Raw genomic sequence first — 19,082 nt, 5'->3', positions numbered from 1 at the left:
GGTTACCTTAGTATCATTAACCATATGCACAACAAAACCGAGCGGATGTACTCCGCTCGGTTATCTTCTTCTCACAAGTCGTCCTGCTCCGGAAAAACCATCTCGTCGTATAGCTCCGAAACCGTTTCCCACTCATCGTCATCGTCAATGGTAACTAGTTCGTATTCACCGTCATCATTCGAGATAACACGAAAAAGGGCAACTTCTTCTTCCTTCTTCAGGGCATCGGATTGCATAACAGCGTACGTTTGGTTCTMATAGACGAATTCTTTCAGAAGATGATATACCGTCGACTCACTTTGGTCGTCAGACAACAGGATATCATCCCCGTAAGTATTGCGCAATACATCAGAAGGTGTTGTCAAACTCATGCTTCTTCTTCCTCATCGAACTCCGCCATTAAGGTGTTGAATGTTTCCTCAACAATGTTCCACTCTTCTTCGTCGTCAATGGTGAAGAGCTTCAAGTCTTCGCCATCGTCGTCTTCTTCATAACGGAAGGCATAGACTTCATCGGATTCTTCGTCTGAGCCATCCGTAGGCACAACCATCATATATTTCTTATCTGAACCGTCCACTTCGAATTTCATGATAACCTCGAACTCTTCTTCGTTGCCTTCATCGTCCGGGATGTAAATGATTTCTGGTTCTTCTTCACGCAATTCTTCTTTGGACATGTTCATTCACCTCTTCATATTGGCATCCATGTAACCTTGCAGAATGAGTTGTGCTGCCATCTTATCAATGACTAGCTTCCGTTTCTTCCGGCTTACGTCCGCTTCAAGAAGCGTCCGTGTTGCGGCTACGGTTGTTAATCGCTCATCCCATAGGTTTACTGGTACACTGATCTTTTGTTTTAATTCTTCTGAAAAAGCGATCGCAATCTCGCCGCGGGGACCAATCGTATTGTTCATATTCTTGGGCAGCCCGACAACAACCTGCGATACGCCATATTCATTAACAATCTGTATAAGCCGTTCAATGTCTTCTCCCGGCTTATTACGGCGAATCACTTCAAGCCCTTGAGCCGTCCATCCAAGCTCATCGCTTAATGCGACACCAATAGTTTTATCCCCATAATCCAAGCCCATCCATCTCATGCTGGTTCTCTTTTCTACTATTTGTGTTGACCCAGATAAGCACGAACTAATTCTTCAATCAGTTCATCCCGTTCCCGTTTACGAATGAGGCTTCTCGCATTATTGTGTCGCGGAATGTAGGCAGGATCCCCCGAAAGTAAGTAACCAACAATTTGGTTAATCGGATTATACCCTTTTTCCTGAAGAGCATCATACACCGCCAGCAACACATCCTTCGGCGAAGTTTCGATCTCTTCCGCCTTCACATTGAACTTCATTGTTTTGTCCATGGAACTCATCAGGAGCACCCCATTTCCTTGTGACMTTTGTTAAATAAATGAAAATAACTTGCGTTATACATGTGATATATTCTCTATGGTTTTAAAAATTCCTGTCCAGTAGAAAAATAATTATACGAATTGGGAAAGGAGCCCCTCGACACTTGCTAAAGCAGCTTGCAGTTTGGATGCATCCTTACCGCCAGCCTGCGCCATATCTGGACGACCGCCACCGCTTCCGCCAACGGCCTGAGCGACTTCTTTAATGATTTTACCCGCATGGAAGCCTTTAGCAACAAGATCAGGCGTTACAGCCGCAACAAGATTAACTTTATCTTCTGTGGCAGCGCCAAGAACGATAACAGCCGAGCCCAACTTCCCTTTCATCTCATCAACAATGTTACGAAGAGAATCCATATCAGCAGCATTGACCTGCGCAGCTAGAACGGAAACACCCGCAGCTTGCTTCACTTGATCTGTAAGAGAACCTGCTTCAATACGACCGAGCTTACCTCGCAGTGACTCATTCTCGCGTGCTAATTCTTTCAATTGCAGCAAGGTAGCATCTACACGCTTCGGAACATCCTGGATGTTCGATTTAAGCAAGCCAGCCGCTTCTTTCAACAATTGTAATTGTCCATCTAAATATTCGTAAGCGCTGCGCCCTGAAACGGCTTCAATCCGGCGCACACCAGAGCCGATACCTGATTCGCTCACGATTTTGAACAAACCGATTTGGCCTGTATTTTGAACATGACAGCCACCGCATAGCTCTAAGGAATAGTCGCCAACTTGTACAACACGTACGATATCGCCGTACTTCTCGCCGAACAACGCCATAGCGCCCATTGCTTTCGCATCTGCGATCGCTTTGAGGGAAATATCAACATTCGTGCTATTCCAAATTTGTTGGTTCACGCGTTGCTCAACGTCCTGTAATTCTTCTGCTGTAATACTGCCGAAATGGGAGAAGTCGAACCGCAGTCGATCGGGTTCAACGAGGGATCCCGCTTGATTAACATGCGTACCTAGCACTTCTTTAAGCGCCTTATGCAGCAAGTGAGTTGCTGTATGGTTCTTAATGATATCGGTACGTGGCGCGGACGCTACAATGGCCTCTACAGACTCGCCTTTGCGAAGTACGCCAGACTCAACAATAACCTTGTGGATATGTTGTCCATGCGGCGCTTTCATGACGTCAACAACCTGCAGGGTTACTTGAGCGTTGCGAATCGTACCGTGATCGCTAACTTGACCACCGCTTTCTGCATAGAAAGGCGTACGATCTAGGACAACCTGGCAGGTCTCACCAACACCAACAAGCTCCACGAGCTCATTCTCATGAACAATCGCTTCGATATTAGCAGTAACTACCAATTCATTATATCCAACAAATTCGCTTTTAATCGTTAATTCGGAGAGCGGCCCGCCTTGAACCTTCATGCCGCCTTCTTTGTGACTAGCCGCACGAGCGCGATCACGTTGCTCTTGCATCGAGGCATCAAAGCCAGCACGATCAACCGTGAGCCCCTTCTCCGACGCAAAATCCTCCGTCAAATCGAATGGGAAGCCATACGTATCATACAGCTTAAATGCGTCCGGTCCGCTGATCTGATTCGTACCTGCTTGCTGCGTTTTCTGAACCATTTCCCCCAAAATAACCAAGCCATCGCTCAACGTCTCATGGAAACGCTCTTCTTCTGTGCGGATTACTTTCTCAATGAACTCACGTTTATCGACAACCTCTGGATAATATACGCCCATGATGTCGCCAACCGTAGGCACTAGCTTGAACAGGAACGGCTTATCCAATCCGAGCACTTTCCCGTAACGTACAGCACGACGAAGCAAGCGACGGATGACATAGCCGCGACCTTCATTGGAAGGAAGTACGCCATCACCAACAGAGAAAGCAACTGTACGGATATGATCTGCGATAACTTTAAGCGCGACGTCATGCTCATCGTTCGTATGATAAGAAACGCCTGTTAACTCACACGTTTTATCAATAATCGGTAGGAATAGATCTGTATCGAAGTTAGAATCAACATCTTGAAGAATGGAAGCAAAGCGCTCCAATCCTGCGCCTGTATCAATGTTCTTGTTCGGAAGCGGTGTGTAGCTGCCATCGGAATTGTGATTGAACTGTGTGAATACCAAGTTCCACACTTCAAGAAAGCGCTCATTTTCGCCGCCTGGCCAGCACTCTGGATCCGACAAGTCACCGTATTTATCGCCGCGATCGTAGAAAATTTCTGTACAAGGTCCGCATGGGCCCTCACCAATATCCCAGAAGTTATCTTCTTTGAGCTTATAGATACGCTCTTCGGGAATCCCGATTTGCTTGTTCCACATGTCGAAAGCTTCCTCGTCATCCTCGTGAACGGTAACCGAAATACGATTCGGATCAAACCCGATCCACTGTGGATCTGTCAAAAACTCCCATGCCCAAGGTATAACTTCTTTCTTGAAATAATCGCCAATAGAGAAGTTCCCCAGCATTTCAAAAAATGTATGGTGACGACGCGTTTTACCTACGTTTTCAATATCATTGGTACGGATACATTTCTGAGCATTCGTAATTCGTGGATTCTCAGGAATTTCACGTCCATCTAGATAAGGCTTCAACGGTGCAATCCCTGCATTAATCCACAATAAGGATGGATCGTTGTGTGGGACTAATGAAGAGCTCGGCTCAACCTTATGCCCTTTACTTGCGAAAAATTGCAACCATTTCGAACGAATTTCACTTGCTTTCATCTCTGTGAGCCTCCATATTTAGGATAAGTTTACAAACAAACAAAAAACGCCCCTGCAGCTAACAGGGACGAATCATCGCGGTACCACCCTGGTTATTGCATTCGTGTTCCCTTTGCCAATGGCAAAGAGCGAATCCAATCTCCTTGTGCGGATTTGTAACGGGTCCAACCGGTGGAGTTCATCCACGCTCCGAAACGAGCTTTGGGCCATCCTAGCACCGAAAGGTTCTTCCAGCCGATCTTCGCAGCTTTCACTGCCAAGCGGAACCTTCTCTCTGACGATGGGCTATGGCTTACTAGGTTTCATCAACGCTTTAATTCAAATATAGATAAGGCAAATTATAACTTTATGGGGGTTGGCTGTCAATATGAGGGCATTATACAGTAGAATATAGAGACTATGGAGGTGCTTCACATGGACATATCAACACTTACCTTGCTTGGCCTCATCTTCCCCATCTTCGTTTTAATCATTTACATTATGGCGAAAACACTCATCAAAAAGGAAATACCTGATAGCCGTTACAATCCCTTCGACTACATAACCGGCCAAACCCATGTGGAATTTCAAGAGCAAAAAGAACAAAAAGAAGAGGATGACAGTCAAGGCGACGATAAGGACAAACACCTAAAATAAACGCGTCTACATCGGTTTTAACTCATTTCAAAATCACAGTTGACAATGATTCTCAATAGAAGTATACTAGGTTTATTGATAATGATTTTCATTACCAAATGAGAAATTTACAACTTACAGCTTGATTATTACTCACTAATTCCGTAGTCCATTTCATGGTTTACGTATGGGCCACAACCTTTCAACCTCCTCAACCCTCGTGCAAAACCCCTTGCCCATGATCCCGCAAGTCATGGCTCAAGGGGTTTTGTGCGTCTTCTGCACGTTTACATCGATGTCTGCCTAGGTTGTTGGCTTATGAACAAAATGGATGAACACATGCTGAACGATGACTTTCATCACGGCAAAGAAAGGAACAGCCAAGATTAATCCGACTACCCCCGCTACTTCTCCACCCACGAGTAAAGCAAAGATGATAAACAACGGATGCATGTGCAGGGTTTTACCAACCACTTGGGGTGAAATCACATTCCCCTCCAGAATCTGCACGGTCAAATTGACAAGTGCGACGAACAATACCATTTTCAAAGAAACGGTTGAAGCCATTATAATGGCGGGCGCCGCTCCAAAAAAAGGACCCATATACGGGATGATATTGAAGATCGCGACGACGCTGGCAAGCAGCAAAGGGTACGGCATTCCGATCAACCAGTAGCCTAAATAAGCAAGCACCCCAATAATGAAGCACACGAGGAGTTGTCCTCGAATATAGTTACCAAGCGCCGTATCAATGTCCATAAGCAGGGAAACGGTTTTTTTGCGATGCTTCATGGGTACAATGGCTAACACCGTTTTCTCAATAATCTGGAAATCCTTTAAGATGTAGAAGGCTAGAAATGGCACGATGAAGGCAATAAACAACATATTGATCGTCGTTCCGATTTGATTCATATAATTGGCAACCGCCATGGAAATTTTCGTCTCCAGCTTACCGATGGAATGATTAAAGCCATTTCGAACACTGTCAGGCAATAGTTGATTTTGATTAAAGCCGTCGACTAGAGATTGTGCGCGCATCGCCATTTGTGGCATATGCTCATTTAATTCAGCCGCTTGCTCAATAAACATCGGGGTCATATTCATGATAATGACCGTCACCGATGTGATAAACACACTATAAATCAACAACACGGCAATGGTTCTCGGCACTTTCCGTTTATTCAGTATGGTGACAACTGGATTTAAAATATACGATATGATCACCGCTATGAAAAACGGCATGATTATTGCTTTTATGAATGTGAAAAGGTGAAATAAGATAGGTTTTATGAGCAAAAGCAAATATAAACCGAGTAAAATTAATAAGGCATAAATCAGTCCTTTAAACCATTTATTACTCGAAAAGATTTCCATGCTGCCTCCACCTCTGTCATTTGAATTCAACCTTGCCGCTCATACAGTATGTGTACAACCTGCCCAAATTAACCCTTAATTGCCACCGAAAGACAAAAAAACGCTATTCTCCAAGCGAATCATCGCTCGAAAAATAACGTTTCATAAAGTTAACTTTAGTTCACGTGCTCGTGGATATGAGAAACTTCTTCCTCAAAAAACAAATCATCCAGAGAACTTAACGTACCATCTTCCTCTACTTGATAAACGGACATTTTATCTCCGTTTACGCTGAGTTCGATAAAACAACCCCAGCAGTAAAATTGATGGGAACCGATCTTTCCAATATCTTTGGAATTACAGTTTGGACAACGCATCATGCTCACCCTATTCTTCTTTGGATACGAAGAGTTCTTCTATTTCCTGAGCGCAATGTCCAGGCACGATGATCGCATCTTCCCCTATGGTTGCCTTATCTGGCATGGGAAGCCACTTTCGCCCTTCTTTTAAATCAGAAATAAACCCTTCGGACAATTCATAACCTACTATTTGTTTTCCCCAATTCTGGTTTAAATAAACATCTTCTACCACGCCTAATTCGTGCCCTCCCACTGTAATCACCGGGAGTCCCTTTATCTTGTCGCTTCCCTCAAGAAAAGCATGGCACTCATTCTTCTGCCCAAATTCGCAAATGACACTGTCGTTCGGTATGGTTATAGCATCCTCTCCGGCTGCGACAATTCCCTCCCATGATATGTATCGTAAGGACGAGAACCAAGTCTTCGCTTCGAGCACGATGCCGCTTATGTTCCACGTTGGGTCAATCAATAAATCCTTTACTTCACCAACTTGCTTACCCGACTCAACGGTTAACACGGGAAGTCCTATTAATTCCTGCGCTCTGCGCAAACGTAACGCCTCCTAGAACCACCCAGTACTACTTATTACGCAACCGATGGATAATAGTTGCAACTTTATGGGCAGCCGTTTCGATTTGTTCTTTAGAATTCCCCATTCCAAAGCTAAATCGCACCGCGGAGTGTGTCACATTTTCTGGAAGTTTCATGGCCTGTAAGACATGAGATACTTCGAGCGAGCCAGACGTGCATGCGGAGCCGCTAGCAGCAGCAACCTGATCTAAATCAAGGTTCATTAACAGCGTTTCTGTTGAGATACCAGGAAAGGAGATGTTCAAAATGTGGGGAACATTCCAAATTTTATGCCCGTTTATGATAAAACGATCACAGCCCAATTGCTGCTCTAAGATAGAAATCATGTGTTCGCGAAGCTCACTGGCCTGTGTGTAGTTGCGTTCTTGGAGCGGAAGAATGATTTCAACTGCTTTAGCAAAGCCTGCGATGGCGGGTACATTTTCAGTACCTGCACGGCGCTTGCGTTCTTGTGAGCCACCGTATACGTGAGGAAGCAATTTCGTATGCTTCGATACATAGAGGGCGCCTACACCTTTGGGTCCATACATTTTGTGAGCGGACAGACTCATGAGATCGACCGGTAAGTCAGCAAGGTTCAAAGGTAACTTCCCTAAAGCTTGCACCGCATCGACATGAAAGGGAATGCCATGCTGCCTAGCGAGCTGGCCTACTTGCTCAATCGGCTGAATGGTGCCCACTTCATTATTCACGTACATCATAGAGATTAGAGCTGTATCGGGACGAATAGCCGCTTCCACATCTTCTATTTGAATACGTCCATCTGGACCTACTGGGAGGTAGGTGACTTCAAATCCAAGGCTTTCCAATCGTTCACAGGGATGCAGTACGGCATGGTGCTCAATCGCTGTCGTCAGGATGTGCTTTTTGCCGGCTTGGTCCCCCTGCATGATCCCAAAAATCGCCATGTTATTGCTTTCCGTTCCGCCGCTTGTAAAAATAAGCTCACCAGGCAAACAGCCTAAGGACTTCGCCATGCCATCGCGGAAGCGATTCAGCGCTGTTCTTGCGGCACGCCCAAAGCTATGCGTACTGGAAGGATTACCATAATTTGCTGTATAGAAAGGCAACATAGCCTCCCATACATCAGCATGTACGGGCGTTGTTGCAGCATGATCAAGATATATGGGGTCCATGGGTCACCTTAAATGTAAAACATGTAGTTATCGTTTTTGCCTTTATCCTCGAAAGAAATCAGGTTCGCCAATGTTGTGGAGTCAAGCACTTCAGCTATGCTATCACGAATTCGAATCCACAAGTCCCGTTTGGCCGGGTCATCCTCTTCCGTAAAATCCACGGGGCTGATCGGTCCTTCAAGTACGCGAATAACCTCACCTGCAGTAACCTGCTCGGCAGATTTCGAAATAATATAGCCACCGTAGGCTCCACGAATACTTTTGACTAAACCCGCATTACGCAATGGAGCTACAAGTTGTTCAAGATAATGTTCAGAAAGCTGATGTTTTTCAGCAATACTTTTCAGTGAAGTCGGTCCTTCACCCACTCGGTTGGCCAATTCCATCATGATCGTTAAACCATAACGACCTTTTGTGGAAATTTTCAAAATTAACACCTCATTCAACATGATCTGCCATCAAGGATTCTGTATTTACCACAATAGAAAGTATAAGTTTTCGGATTCCGAAAACATCTTTCTATTTGGCGATAAAACCTACATCTAAACGCGGTCGCTCATCCCTGAATTGCCTCGATATAGGTTTTCTCATCGCTAAAACTTGAGATGCTTACCAACCTTGCTACCCACGCTTTAACACCAGGGTCGTCCCTATCTAGGTAAACAGCGTTTCCATTTTTCGCAAAAACATTCCAAAACATCCGTATATCGTATCTATGTTATCACAAAACCCTTGTATTGTGGGGGAAAAACAATGACATTCTCATGAAATATTTTAATTTTGAGCAATTGGCATGTATAATAGTAGTGTTCAAAATATACAGCTCCGCCAAAGTCTTGCAAGATGGAAAGAGGTTTACGCTATGCAAACAAAAAAACGTGTCATCCTTGGTATGTCTGGAGGTGTCGATTCATCCGTTGCCGCGCTGTTGCTTAAGGAGCAAGGGTATGAGGTTATTGGCATTTTCATGAAAAACTGGGACGATACCGACGAATTCGGTCATTGCACCGCAGAAGAAGACGCAGAGGATGTCAGACGGGTCTGTGACCAGCTGGACATTCCTTTCTATACAGTAAATTTCGAGAAGCAGTATTACGACAAAGTTTTTGCCTACTTCTTGGACGAGTACACCAAGGGACGGACACCGAACCCCGATGTCATGTGCAATCGTGAAATCAAATTTGGAGAATTGCTTCAGAAGGTGCTCGATTTAGGCGGCGACTACATTGCTACCGGACATTATGCGCAAGTGAAGGAACAAGACGGTGAATTCGTGTTGATGCGTGGAAATGACTCAAACAAGGATCAAACTTACTTCCTTAACGTCCTAAACCAGGGGCAGCTTGCAAAAGCGATGTTCCCGATCGGTCATCTGCCGAAATCCAAAGTACGTGAAATCGCTGAAGCAGCTGGCCTTGCAACGGCGAAGAAGAAAGACAGCACTGGGATTTGTTTCATTGGTGAGCGCGACTTCAAAACATTCCTCAGCCAATACCTCCCTGCACGCCCAGGCAACATGGTTGATATCCGTAACGGTGAGATCAAGGGGCGCCATGACGGGTTGATGTATTATACATTAGGCCAAAGACAAGGCCTCGGCATTGGTGGATCTGGTTCAGGTGAACCGTGGTTCGTCGTTGATAAAAACTTGGAGACGAATGAATTGCTCGTCGTTCAAGGTGAGCAGCATCCGGGGCTTTACTCCAAGGGGCTGACTGCAACCGATGTGAACTGGATTTCTTCGAAAAAGCCAGAAGGTGCTTACACATGTACAGCCAAATTCCGTTATCGCCAAGCGGATCAAGGCGTTGTGATTACGTTACAACCAGATGGCAGCTGCGAAGTTGTCTTCGATAAGCCGCAGAAAGCGGTAACACCTGGGCAATCCGTTGTCTTTTATGATGGTGAGATATGTTTAGGCGGCGGTGTGATTGATAAGGTGCATAAGTAAGGGGTACGTGTGGAGTTAAGTGCTTAATAAAAAGTGCGAAGGCAAGAAATAAATTCGAAGATTAGAGCGAAGGAGAATGTATATGGCTATGAGCGAGGTAACGATAAAAGCTGATACGTATGAAGATGTGAAGAGGCTCGTTAAGGAGATTGGTATTCTCCCCCTCTCTTCGTTCATCCCTGAGCATAATTCTCTTGAATCTTTGACCACGCACGAGCAATGGCATACGGGGTTAGAGACAGATCCTTGGTTATGGCGTGATCGCCTTCCTGGGGATGGGCTTGCTGCATATGGGCGGTTTTTTGCCAAGAAGCCGTTGTTGATAGCTTCTGAACTCTTTCCGCTGATTAAAAATTTGCTAGAAGATCCCTACTCCGTGGACGAGCGGTATTCCGATGGAGAGCTGTCCAAAGCGGCCGTAGATGTGTATCACGCTATTGCTGGGAATGAGGGCATCGATGTGAAAGCCTTACGCGCAGCGACTGATCTGAAATCAAAAGAATCGAAGGCCGAGTTCGACCGTGCTCTGATCGACTTGCAGAGTAAAGCCGACATCGTGATCGCGGGAATCAGTGAGCGACTGAATGCTAATGGCACAAAAAACGGATGGAACAGTACGTGCTATATGACGGCCTCACATTGGATGGAGCTGCATGGGATTGCGAAGAACACACTTCCAACACCTGAAGCTAAAGCTCACTTACGTACACTGCTGCAGGAGCAATTTAGTGACGCTGCTGGTAAGTATTTGGGGAAGATTTTTAAGTTATAACAGTTCCAGTGTATTGATGCGATAATGCATCATTTATCTATCATTCTTAAAAAATCGCTGAAACAGCTACATTTTGATGTATTTTTGCAACATTTAATGCTAATTCACCGAAAAAACGAGAAGAATCCTGCACTTTTGCATGATTCCTCTACCGGGGTGCCGGAGAGGCACAGGGGGAGCACAGGGGTGCTCCTTTTTTTGGCTGTTTACGGTACTCCTGAAGCTCTCAACTGATTCTGAATTAATCCGATATATCCGAATTAATAAGAGAATTCCTTCTCCAAAAATACAAATAGTCAGTTTCTATCGAACTAAATCCCCAAATTTCTTAGTTGTAAGTTGTTTAGGTCAATTTAGATTGGCTAATTCGGACTATTCAAGTAAAACTTGGGAGTATAGAAAAAATAAGTCGTTGTTTTCGGACTAATGCTCTTATTGCTGTTTTTTACCGCTCTCGAATTACGCATGTACGCCCCCACCGTCGCACACGCTACTAGTGAAAGGTGGGAGCGATACTGAGCAAAATCATAGCTTTTTTACTCATATTGGGGCTGAGCTTGGGTGTCTCATCGCCTGTACTTGCGGAAACGATCCAATTAGACAATAGCGACCGTGCGGGCAGGACTCCCGTACATGACCCCTCCTATGCGAAGTGGAGCCGTCTTGCTTTTCACGAAGCAGGTAAGGTGTATACCTTGTTGGATTACAAATATATTGGAAAGTCCAACGTGGCACCAGGTGTTACTCAGCAGCAGTTCCGATTCTGGGTCAAAAAGAATGGTGCTGAGTTTCCACTCATCGTCTCGATTCGTTATGATCCCGTTACAGATAGGCTATTCACCATCCTTATGGAACAAGAAAATAGAGGGACTCTACGGATTCTATGAATCTGTAGGTGTCCCTCTTCTTTTATGCTGATTAAGCTTCATCTTCTCTTCCGTACCTTGATTCGTTGCCGCAAAAATAACTTCATGTTGGATGTCATCCGGCAAGTATTGCTGACGAACGAAATGCCCAGGGTAGTTATGCGGATACATATACCCTTTATGTCCGAGCTTCTCCGCACCTTTGTAGTGTGTATCGCGCAGATGCAGCGGAACTTCCGCTGATTTTACACGCTCCATCAGCTCCTGTGCACGCATAATAGCGAGCGGAATAGAGTTGGACTTCGGACTCTCCACAGCGAATAAAATTGCCTGGGAAATGATGTACTTCGATTCTGGCCAGCCGATCTTATGGTAGGCGTCCATCGCCGTGACAGACTGGACCATTGCCTGCGGATTGGCGAGTCCAATATCTTCGCTGCAAGCGACGATGAGACGCCGCAGGAAGGTCATTGGATCCATGCCGAGCTTCTCAACGGCATATAAGAACCAGAACAGCGCGGCATCGCTAGAGCCGCGCACGCTCTTGTGAAAGGCGGACAAGACGTCATATTGCGTCGACTCGTCCGCTTTCACGATCGGGCGGCGGATCGACTCTTCCGCCACCTCGCGCGTGATATGAACCGTGCCGTCCGGTTCAGGTGAAGTCGTCAGTGCTGCGAGCTCCAGCGCGTTCAAGGATCGGCGGATGTCGCCATTGGCCATCTGCCCGATGTGCTCTAGCGCCTCCTCGTCTACGTGGAGGCGCATGAAGCCGAGCCCCTTCACGGGATCGGCAATGGCTCTTCGCATGGCGATGAGCGCATGCTCCGCCGTGAGCGGCTCGAGCTGAAACAACGTCGAGCGCGACAAGAGGGCCCCGTTCACATGGTGAAAGGGGTTCTCGGTGGTCGCACCGATGAAGATGAGGATGCCCTGCTCGACAGCAGGAAGCAGCGCATCCTGCCGCGAGGTATTGAAGCGATGGACTTCGTCTAGAAATAGGGTCGTTTTGCGACCGTACATCGCTTTCGTGCTTTTGGCCAGCTCAATAATCTCGCGGACATCCTTCACGGAAGCATCAACGGCGTTGAGCTTCATGAACTCACCCTGTGTGCGATTCGCGATAATGTTCGCCAGCGTTGTCTTCCCTGTTCCTGGCGGCCCGTAAAGGAGAATCGATGTGACTTGATCGGCTTCAATCGCCCGACGCAGGAGCTTGCCTTTGCCAACGATTTGCTCTTGGCCAATATATTCGTCTAGTGTCGTTGGCCGCATCCGATCAGCAAGCAGCTTGCCCCCCGGATCTTGTGATGCTGCATATGTAAACAAATCCATGGTTAGTTTCCTTTACTTGGTGTTGAAAGTAGTAATTTTCATTATACTCCGCCCCGGAGGGCATGTCATGTGTCACCATCAAATTGACATTACGCTCCTCTTTTTAATCGCAAAAAAACGGACACCCCATCATCGGGACATCCGTTTCTCTTTACAATGATTTCTTCTTCGAACCAATCTCCAGCAATTCCTTCACAGCTGCACTCACCATGATAAGACCCGCTACAGGAGGCACAAAAGAGTTGCTTGCAGGCGGCTGCTGCGCCTTACGTCTCTCTGGTGCATCCGCAGGCACGATTTGTTCCGTGACGTCTTCCCGTGGCTTCATCGGTTCTTCCATCGAGAATACGACCTTTACACCCTTCTTGATGCCCTCTTTACGTAATCTTTGGCGAATAACGCGTGCGATCGGATCCATACTTGTTTTAGAAATATCAGCAATTCTAAATTGGGTAGGATCCATTTTGTTCGCAGCACCCATACAGGAGATCATCGGGATTTTACGTTCGAGACATTGTTTAATCAGATGAATCTTGTATGAAATCGTATCACTTGCATCCAACACATAATCGATCGGATACGCGAATACTTGCTCATACGTTTCCTCTGTGTAAAACATCCTCAGGGAAATGACATCACACTCAGGATTGATCAAAAGGATACGATCCCGCATCAGATCAGCCTTGGGCTGACCTACCGTAGTCGTAAGGGCATGTATCTGGCGGTTGATATTCGTGATATCGACGACATCTTTATCGATCAGAATCAAACGTCCTACACCAGATCTCGCTAAAGCTTCCGCCGCAATGGAGCCAACGCCGCCAATACCGAGTACGACAACTGTACTATTTTTCATAATTTCAAGACCCTCAGGGCCAATGGCTAATTCTGTTCGCGAAAATTGGTGAAGCATAGGAACACTTCCTCTTCAAGGTTCTTAGGCTTTGGCAGCAGGCTGCTTAAGCGCTAAGCGAATCGACAGTTGTTCTAGTTGTTTGTCATCCACAGTTCCCGGAGCGTCTGTCAACAAGTCTGTTGCACTAGCTGTTTTCGGGAATGCGATCGTTTCTCTCAGGTTCGTACGACCTGTAATTAACATGACCAAACGGTCAAACCCAAATGCAAATCCACCGTGTGGAGGCGTGCCGTATTCAAATGCTTCCAGCAAGAAGCCGAATTTCTCAACTGATTCTTCTTTGGAGAAGCCAAGTGCTGCGAACATTTTCTCTTGTACATCACGTTGGTAAATCCGCATAGAGCCGCCGCCTACTTCATATCCGTTCAAGACAAGATCGTACGCTTGCGCACGAATTTGACCTGGATCTGTATCGAAGAAATGGATGTCATCTTCGTTCGGACGTGTGAACGGATGATGTTCTGCTACATAGCGTTTCGCTTCTTCGTCATATCCAAGTAGTGGGAAGTCTACGACCCACGCATATTTGAAGACGGAGTCATCGATAAGGCCAAGTTGACGACCAATTTTCAAACGAAGGTTACCTAGAACATCAGCAACAACCTTTTTCTTGTCAGCAGAGAATAATAGAAGATCTCCCTCTTCTGCTCCCAAACGCTCTGTCAATGCTGCGATTTCAGCCTCGTTGAAGAACTTCACGATTGGCCCTTTGAACTCGCCGTCTTTCACTTGAATCCAAGCAAGACCCTTCGCTCCGTAACGTGCTGCGAATGGTAATAGATCGTCGATTTCCTTACGACTCCAAGTACCGCACCCCTTAGCATTAAGTGCTTTCACTTGGCCACCGCCGTTTACAACGCTAGCAAAAACTTGAACGCCGGAAGTTGAAACGATATCGGATACATCTTTCAACTCAAGGTCAAAACGAAGATCTGGCTTATCAGAGCCGTATTTCGCCATCGCATCTGCATGCGTAATCCGTTGGAAAGGACGTGGAATCTCCACATTTGCCGTTTCTTGCATCAATTTAACTACAAGCTCTTCTAGGATATCAAGAAGCTGATCTTGCGATAGGAAGGAAGTCTCGATGTCGACTTGCGTAAACTCAGGTTGACGGTCTGCACGAAGATCTTCGTCACGGAAACAGCGAGCGATTTGGTAGTAGCGCTCAAGACCACTAACCATCAACAATTGCTTAAAGATTTGCGGCGATTGTGGAAGCGCGAAAAACTCGCCTGGATGCACGCGGCTTGGTACCAAGTAATCACGTGCGCCTTCTGGTGTACTTTTCGTCAAGATCGGTGTTTCCACATCAATAAAGCCTTGTGAATCCAAGAAATTACGGAATACATTGGATGCTTTGGAGCGCAGCATCAAGGTACGTTGCATTTCAGGACGACGCAGGTCAAGGTATCGATATTTCAAACGAACAGCTTCATCCACTTCAATGCCATCTTCGATAAAGAACGGAGGTGTTTTCGCTGCATTCATGATTTCGATTTCGGTTACTTGAACTTCGATTTCACCTGTTGGAATGTTTTTGTTAACTGTTTCAGCATCACGCTCAACAACTTTCCCTTTAATTGCAAGCACGTACTCATTACGTGCACGGTCAGCAATCGCCAATGCGTCGCCAGAGAAATCCGGGTTAAACACCGTTTGGATTAAGCCACTGCGATCCCGTAGGTCGATGAAAAGAAGGCCGCCAAAGTCACGTCTTACTTGCACCCACCCGTTAAGTATTACCGTTTCGCCTACATGGGCTTTTGTTAGCTGCCCGCAATGATGTGTTTTGAGCATCATAATTGTTGTTCCTCCTTGTAGTGTTTATTTTGGTGTACTTATCTATTCGAATAGTGTCTTTGCTGCATTTGAGGCAAGATCCACTAAACTAAGCGTGATTTGATTTCCTGTGTCCATCTTCTTCAATGTAATTTCGCCGCGAGCTAACTCATCGTCACCAAGAATCGCCACATAGGTTGCTTGGAAACGATCTGCAGATTTCATTTGAGCCTTCATCTTGCGGCCCTGATAGTCCTTCTCCGCCTTTAATCCTTGCACTCTTAGCTGGTGTAGAAGCTTCGTAACTTCTTTCTCCGCTGCTTCACCAAGACCAATCAAGTACACATCAAGCGGTTCTGGTTTCGGAATTTCAACCCCTTGTGCTTGGAGTACAAGCAGAATACGTTCAAGTCCAAGTCCTAAGCCTACACCTGGTTGATCAGTTCCATGTCCGCCAATTTGCTCGACAAGACCATTGTAACGTCCGCCTCCGCCGATCGTGTCGATGGCACCAATCCCAGCTGCCTTATATTCAAACGCGGTGTGCGTGTAGTAATCAAGTCCGCGCACAAGGCGAGGATTGATACGGTATGGAATCTCCATCGCCGTTAGGTGTTCTTGTACCTGTGCAAAGTGTGTACGACATTCCTCATCCAAGAACTCTAGGATATCAGGAGCGCCTACACCATGCTTTTGATCGATTTTGCAATCGAGAATACGCATTGGGTTTCGGTCATAACGAGATTGACAATCCTTACACAGCTGATCCTTCACTGGAGCAAAGAATGCCTGCAGCTGCTCACGGTAAGCCGTTCTAACTGCTGGTGTACCCACCGAGTTAACTTCAACGGTTACTTCTTTGAGCCCAATTTCTTTATAGAAAGTGTAGCCAAGCGCTATCACTTCTGCGTCAATACTTGGATCCACCGAGCCGAATGCTTCAATACCGAACTGGTGAAACTGGCGGTATCTGCCTGCTTGCGGCTGTTCATAACGGAACATAGGTCCCACATAAAACAGCTTCGTAAGATCTGGAATCCCATATAGTTTATTTTCTACATAGGCTCTAACGACACCCGCCGTTCCTTCAGGACGCAGCGTCATGCTGCGGTCGCCTTTATCCAAAAATGTGTACATTTCTTTTTCGACGATATCCGTCGTTTCTCCAACCCCGCGCGAGAATAGCTCCGTACTTTCGAAAATTGGCGAACGAATTTCTTTGTAGTTAAAACGTTGACACAAATCTCTCGCCTTAGTCTCGAGGTACTGCCACTTCTCCACCTCGCCTGGAAGAAGATCCTGTGTTCCTTTTGGCTTCTGAATACTCATCTAAGTAACCTCCCTTTTCTCTACTACATGCTCTTACAAAAAACAAAAAAATCCCCCACCCCCGACTTACGTCAGGGACGAGAGATTTGAATTAACAATTCACCCGTGGTACCACCCACATTCAGCATACCTTGCTTCCTCGCTTACGCAAGCAAAAACAATTCTGCTCTTTGCGGTTAACGCCCGCTATTCGCACAACTGCTACTTAGCACATCGTTCATGCGCTGTTCCCAGTTGGTCCTCGGGGAGGTCTTTTCATTCGCTCATCATCGGAAGCTTGCAGCCTAGACTTCCTTCTCTGTACATGTGGGGGCGAATTACTGTGTCCCTTCAACGGATCACAATCTTATGGAATTACATTATGGTTATTGTAAACATTGGTAAGGGCAAAGTCAAGAGATAGTCGTTCCTAATAACTTGCCCCCATCATGTATTTAGGATAATGTGTCCGCCCATTTTTGCACTTCTTCCATAACGGGCTTAAGTGCTTTTCCTTTTGCCGTTAATTCATACTCAATTCGAACCGGCGTTTCTGGATACACATGTCGAGTAATAATCTCTGCAGCTTCAAGTTCCTTGAATCTTTCAGAAAGCATGCGATCACTCATGGACGGGATGAGTATTGAGATATCCTTAAACCGCTTGGGCCCAGTTAACAGCACACTAATGATAAGTCCTGTCCAACGCTTTCCTAGAAGTTCAAATGCATTCTCGAATTTGGGACATAGTTGATAACCTTCCATCTTAATCATCTCCTCCGAGTTCTTGCATGAACACTTGCTTCATACATGTCCGTAAAACTATTTTATCATAGTCGCTTGACAAAAGTAAGTGACTCGTAATAATATACTAACATAAAGTAAGTTGTTAAACAAAATATATCTACAGAGGAGATGTTAGTATGGCATTAGGACTTCTTATTATTCGTTTGGTGATTGGATTAACGATGGCGGCACATGGTACACAGAAATTGTTTGGTTGGTTTGGCGGGTACGGACCTAAAGGTACAGGCGGATTTTTCGAATCCATCGGCATTAAACCAGGCATCTTAATGGCCGTGGCAGCTGGTTTAGCAGAATTAGCAGGCGGCTTACTCTTCGCCGCTGGTCTATGGACAGAAGTTGGTGCTGCTCTAATTATTATCACAATGTTGATGGCAATTATTAAAGTTCATGCTAAAAATGGTTACTGGGTAACTTCCAATGGATTTGAATACAACGCTGCTTTGATCGTGGTTGCACTTGGGGTGGCGTTGATCGGAGCAGGTGATTACGCTATTGATGCACTTATGTAAGTTGAAATTGTATACGAAACCGTCCAGCTCAGCTGTGGCGGTTTTTAGTTTGTATGCAAGAAAATAGCCTGCGGCACATGGCTGCAGGCTTTCAAAGTTTATATTTAAAAGGGGGTCGAGAATCAGTATATCCTCTTTAGATTAAAGGAAGATGAAGCTCTTATTACAATTTCATTACACAGAATTATCGCACATTTTCAATCATTTTCATTTCGTTTCACTCGTATATTCATTCTGTTTTCACATATACATGTACAACAAGGCAGATGGCCTTGAATATAACATCTGGAGGCTGTAACAATGACACTACAAAACGAGTTTCAAGAGGAACGTCAGGATCTCGTGGTGCTTTTCTCTGAAGAATCCGAAACCGAAGCCGAAGTAGAAGAAGTAGCTGAAGAAGCAGCCGAAGAAGAGGCCATTGAAGAGTCGGATACTGAAGACGAAGAAGCGGAAGAAGAAGCTGAGGAAGAGGAAGAAGCTGAAGCTGAAGAAGCAGAGGAAGCTGAGAGCGAAGAATCTTCTGACGAGGATCCAGTTGCTGCAGCTGAGGATGACGCGGAAGCAGAAGCTGAAGAAGCTGAGGCCGAGGCTGAAGAAGAAGCTGCGGACGAAGACTAAGAAATGTAACCGCAACCATCAACCCTCTCATTGTCAACCACAAACT

22 protein-coding genes are annotated in these 19,082 nt (G+C 45.8%); 6 read left to right on the top strand and 16 right to left on the bottom strand.

Features of this window, described 5'->3' with window-relative positions; all coding sequences use genetic code 11:
- Window positions 1-71: 71 nt before the first annotated feature.
- From AC1DVJ_RS06650 to AC1DVJ_RS06625, 6 genes are all read right to left on the bottom strand, one after another.
- Window positions 72-371, bottom strand: a complete 300-nt coding sequence (locus AC1DVJ_RS06650) for a DUF1292 domain-containing protein (RefSeq protein WP_477589322.1) — start codon at window positions 369-371, stop codon at window positions 72-74.
- Window positions 368-676, bottom strand: coding sequence for a DUF1292 domain-containing protein (locus AC1DVJ_RS06645; RefSeq protein WP_477589320.1), 309 nt, complete (start codon window positions 674-676; stop codon window positions 368-370). Before AC1DVJ_RS06645 ends, AC1DVJ_RS06650 begins: the two co-directional genes overlap by 4 nt.
- A 6-nt stretch (window positions 677-682) precedes the next feature.
- A complete protein-coding gene (gene ruvX / locus AC1DVJ_RS06640) occupies window positions 683-1,099 on the bottom strand; it encodes a Holliday junction resolvase RuvX (RefSeq protein ID WP_477589318.1) in 417 nt (138 codons plus the stop codon).
- Window positions 1,100-1,116: 17 nt separating this feature from the next.
- The gene (locus AC1DVJ_RS06635; RefSeq protein ID WP_028555746.1) at window positions 1,117-1,377 is read right to left on the bottom strand and encodes an IreB family regulatory phosphoprotein; all 261 of its coding nucleotides are present in this window, start codon (window positions 1,375-1,377) and stop codon (window positions 1,117-1,119) included.
- Between the two features lie 111 nt (window positions 1,378-1,488).
- A complete protein-coding gene (alaS, locus tag AC1DVJ_RS06630) occupies window positions 1,489-4,116 on the bottom strand; it encodes an alanine--tRNA ligase (RefSeq protein ID WP_477589316.1) in 2,628 nt (875 codons plus the stop codon).
- Window positions 4,117-4,208: 92 nt separating this feature from the next.
- Entirely contained in the window at window positions 4,209-4,376 is a 168-nt protein-coding gene (locus AC1DVJ_RS06625; RefSeq protein WP_477589315.1) for a hypothetical protein, read from the bottom strand.
- Window positions 4,377-4,530: 154 nt separating this feature from the next.
- On the opposite strand from AC1DVJ_RS06625, the gene AC1DVJ_RS06620 reads away from it, so the two are divergent.
- Window positions 4,531-4,752, top strand: a complete 222-nt coding sequence (locus AC1DVJ_RS06620; protein WP_477589313.1) for a DUF3951 domain-containing protein — start codon at window positions 4,531-4,533, stop codon at window positions 4,750-4,752.
- Between the two features lie 282 nt (window positions 4,753-5,034).
- Here AC1DVJ_RS06620 and AC1DVJ_RS06615 read toward each other — a convergent pair whose 3' ends face one another.
- The 5 genes from AC1DVJ_RS06615 to cymR all read right to left on the bottom strand — a co-directional run bounded on the left by AC1DVJ_RS06615 (window position 5,035) and on the right by cymR (window position 8,598).
- Window positions 5,035-6,105: an AI-2E family transporter gene (locus AC1DVJ_RS06615; RefSeq protein WP_477589311.1), complete on the bottom strand. Its 1,071-nt coding sequence runs from the start codon at window positions 6,103-6,105 to the stop codon at window positions 5,035-5,037.
- Between the two features lie 155 nt (window positions 6,106-6,260).
- On the bottom strand, window positions 6,261-6,464 hold the full coding sequence (locus AC1DVJ_RS06610) for a hypothetical protein (protein ID WP_028555750.1): 204 nt from the start codon (window positions 6,462-6,464) through the stop codon (window positions 6,261-6,263).
- A 7-nt stretch (window positions 6,465-6,471) separates the two neighbouring features.
- Complete coding sequence (locus tag AC1DVJ_RS06605) at window positions 6,472-6,993, bottom strand: PRC-barrel domain-containing protein (RefSeq protein ID WP_477589310.1); 522 nt, start codon at window positions 6,991-6,993, stop codon at window positions 6,472-6,474.
- A 28-nt stretch (window positions 6,994-7,021) separates the two neighbouring features.
- A complete protein-coding gene (locus tag AC1DVJ_RS06600; RefSeq protein WP_477589309.1) occupies window positions 7,022-8,170 on the bottom strand; it encodes a cysteine desulfurase family protein in 1,149 nt (382 codons plus the stop codon).
- A gap of 8 nt (window positions 8,171-8,178) precedes the next feature.
- The gene (gene cymR / locus AC1DVJ_RS06595; protein WP_477589308.1) at window positions 8,179-8,598 is read right to left on the bottom strand and encodes a cysteine metabolism transcriptional regulator CymR; all 420 of its coding nucleotides are present in this window, start codon (window positions 8,596-8,598) and stop codon (window positions 8,179-8,181) included.
- Between the two features lie 434 nt (window positions 8,599-9,032).
- Here cymR and mnmA point away from each other — a divergent pair, with 434 nt between their 5' ends.
- The 3 genes from mnmA to AC1DVJ_RS06580 all read left to right on the top strand — a co-directional run bounded on the left by mnmA (window position 9,033) and on the right by AC1DVJ_RS06580 (window position 11,780).
- Window positions 9,033-10,121 carry a tRNA 2-thiouridine(34) synthase MnmA gene (gene mnmA, locus AC1DVJ_RS06590; protein WP_477589306.1) on the top strand — a complete coding sequence of 363 codons (1,089 nt, stop codon included), beginning with the start codon at window positions 9,033-9,035 and terminating at the stop codon, window positions 10,119-10,121.
- Between the two features lie 82 nt (window positions 10,122-10,203).
- On the top strand, window positions 10,204-10,893 hold the full coding sequence (locus AC1DVJ_RS06585; RefSeq protein WP_477589305.1) for an AlkZ-related protein: 690 nt from the start codon (window positions 10,204-10,206) through the stop codon (window positions 10,891-10,893).
- 557 nt (window positions 10,894-11,450) lie between these two features.
- The gene (locus tag AC1DVJ_RS06580; RefSeq protein ID WP_477589303.1) at window positions 11,451-11,780 is read left to right on the top strand and encodes a DUF3889 domain-containing protein; all 330 of its coding nucleotides are present in this window, start codon (window positions 11,451-11,453) and stop codon (window positions 11,778-11,780) included.
- On the opposite strand, the gene AC1DVJ_RS06575 is transcribed toward AC1DVJ_RS06580, so the two are convergent.
- From AC1DVJ_RS06575 to AC1DVJ_RS06555, 5 genes are all read right to left on the bottom strand, one after another.
- Entirely contained in the window at window positions 11,775-13,094 is a 1,320-nt protein-coding gene (locus AC1DVJ_RS06575; RefSeq protein ID WP_477589302.1) for a replication-associated recombination protein A, read from the bottom strand. The genes AC1DVJ_RS06580 and AC1DVJ_RS06575 overlap by 6 nt on opposite strands.
- A 151-nt stretch (window positions 13,095-13,245) precedes the next feature.
- Window positions 13,246-14,007 (bottom strand): tRNA threonylcarbamoyladenosine dehydratase, encoded by a 762-nt coding sequence (locus tag AC1DVJ_RS06570; RefSeq protein ID WP_477589301.1) that lies wholly within the window; start codon window positions 14,005-14,007, stop codon window positions 13,246-13,248.
- A gap of 24 nt (window positions 14,008-14,031) precedes the next feature.
- Window positions 14,032-15,813, bottom strand: coding sequence for an aspartate--tRNA ligase (aspS, locus tag AC1DVJ_RS06565; RefSeq protein WP_477589300.1), 1,782 nt, complete (start codon window positions 15,811-15,813; stop codon window positions 14,032-14,034).
- A gap of 42 nt (window positions 15,814-15,855) precedes the next feature.
- Window positions 15,856-17,121, bottom strand: coding sequence for a histidine--tRNA ligase (hisS, locus tag AC1DVJ_RS06560; RefSeq protein WP_477589298.1), 1,266 nt, complete (start codon window positions 17,119-17,121; stop codon window positions 15,856-15,858).
- A gap of 434 nt (window positions 17,122-17,555) precedes the next feature.
- Window positions 17,556-17,864 carry a winged helix-turn-helix transcriptional regulator gene (locus tag AC1DVJ_RS06555; protein WP_477589296.1) on the bottom strand — a complete coding sequence of 103 codons (309 nt, stop codon included), beginning with the start codon at window positions 17,862-17,864 and terminating at the stop codon, window positions 17,556-17,558.
- Between the two features lie 158 nt (window positions 17,865-18,022).
- Here AC1DVJ_RS06555 and AC1DVJ_RS06550 point away from each other — a divergent pair, with 158 nt between their 5' ends.
- Window positions 18,023-18,415: a DoxX family protein gene (locus AC1DVJ_RS06550; RefSeq protein ID WP_477589294.1), complete on the top strand. Its 393-nt coding sequence runs from the start codon at window positions 18,023-18,025 to the stop codon at window positions 18,413-18,415.
- A gap of 300 nt (window positions 18,416-18,715) precedes the next feature.
- Window positions 18,716-19,036, top strand: a complete 321-nt coding sequence (locus AC1DVJ_RS06545) for a hypothetical protein (RefSeq protein ID WP_477589292.1) — start codon at window positions 18,716-18,718, stop codon at window positions 19,034-19,036.
- Window positions 19,037-19,082 lie beyond the last annotated feature (46 nt).

It is taken from the genome of Paenibacillus sp. P4_A9 (assembly GCF_056402415.1).
Note: the sequence above shows the minus strand (reverse complement) of the source record. Positions and strands in the feature narration are given on the sequence as shown.

Coding starts and splice junctions, on each gene's coding strand:
- AC1DVJ_RS06645 (WP_477589320.1), bottom strand. CDS start 676: ATGTCCAAAGAAGAATTGCGTGAAGAAGAACCAGAAATCATTTACATC.
- ruvX (WP_477589318.1), bottom strand. CDS start 1,099: ATGAGATGGATGGGCTTGGATTATGGGGATAAAACTATTGGTGTCGCA.
- AC1DVJ_RS06635 (WP_028555746.1), bottom strand. CDS start 1,377: ATGAGTTCCATGGACAAAACAATGAAGTTCAATGTGAAGGCGGAAGAG.
- alaS (WP_477589316.1), bottom strand. CDS start 4,116: ATGAAAGCAAGTGAAATTCGTTCGAAATGGTTGCAATTTTTCGCAAGT.
- AC1DVJ_RS06620 (WP_477589313.1), top strand. CDS start 4,531: ATGGACATATCAACACTTACCTTGCTTGGCCTCATCTTCCCCATCTTC.
- AC1DVJ_RS06615 (WP_477589311.1), bottom strand. CDS start 6,105: ATGGAAATCTTTTCGAGTAATAAATGGTTTAAAGGACTGATTTATGCC.
- AC1DVJ_RS06610 (WP_028555750.1), bottom strand. CDS start 6,464: ATGATGCGTTGTCCAAACTGTAATTCCAAAGATATTGGAAAGATCGGT.
- AC1DVJ_RS06600 (WP_477589309.1), bottom strand. CDS start 8,170: ATGGACCCCATATATCTTGATCATGCTGCAACAACGCCCGTACATGCT.
- mnmA (WP_477589306.1), top strand. CDS start 9,033: ATGCAAACAAAAAAACGTGTCATCCTTGGTATGTCTGGAGGTGTCGAT.
- AC1DVJ_RS06585 (WP_477589305.1), top strand. CDS start 10,204: ATGGCTATGAGCGAGGTAACGATAAAAGCTGATACGTATGAAGATGTG.
- AC1DVJ_RS06575 (WP_477589302.1), bottom strand. CDS start 13,094: ATGGATTTGTTTACATATGCAGCATCACAAGATCCGGGGGGCAAGCTG.
- AC1DVJ_RS06570 (WP_477589301.1), bottom strand. CDS start 14,007: ATGCTTCACCAATTTTCGCGAACAGAATTAGCCATTGGCCCTGAGGGT.
- aspS (WP_477589300.1), bottom strand. CDS start 15,813: ATGATGCTCAAAACACATCATTGCGGGCAGCTAACAAAAGCCCATGTA.
- hisS (WP_477589298.1), bottom strand. CDS start 17,121: ATGAGTATTCAGAAGCCAAAAGGAACACAGGATCTTCTTCCAGGCGAG.
- AC1DVJ_RS06555 (WP_477589296.1), bottom strand. CDS start 17,864: ATGGAAGGTTATCAACTATGTCCCAAATTCGAGAATGCATTTGAACTT.
- AC1DVJ_RS06550 (WP_477589294.1), top strand. CDS start 18,023: ATGGCATTAGGACTTCTTATTATTCGTTTGGTGATTGGATTAACGATG.
- AC1DVJ_RS06545 (WP_477589292.1), top strand. CDS start 18,716: ATGACACTACAAAACGAGTTTCAAGAGGAACGTCAGGATCTCGTGGTG.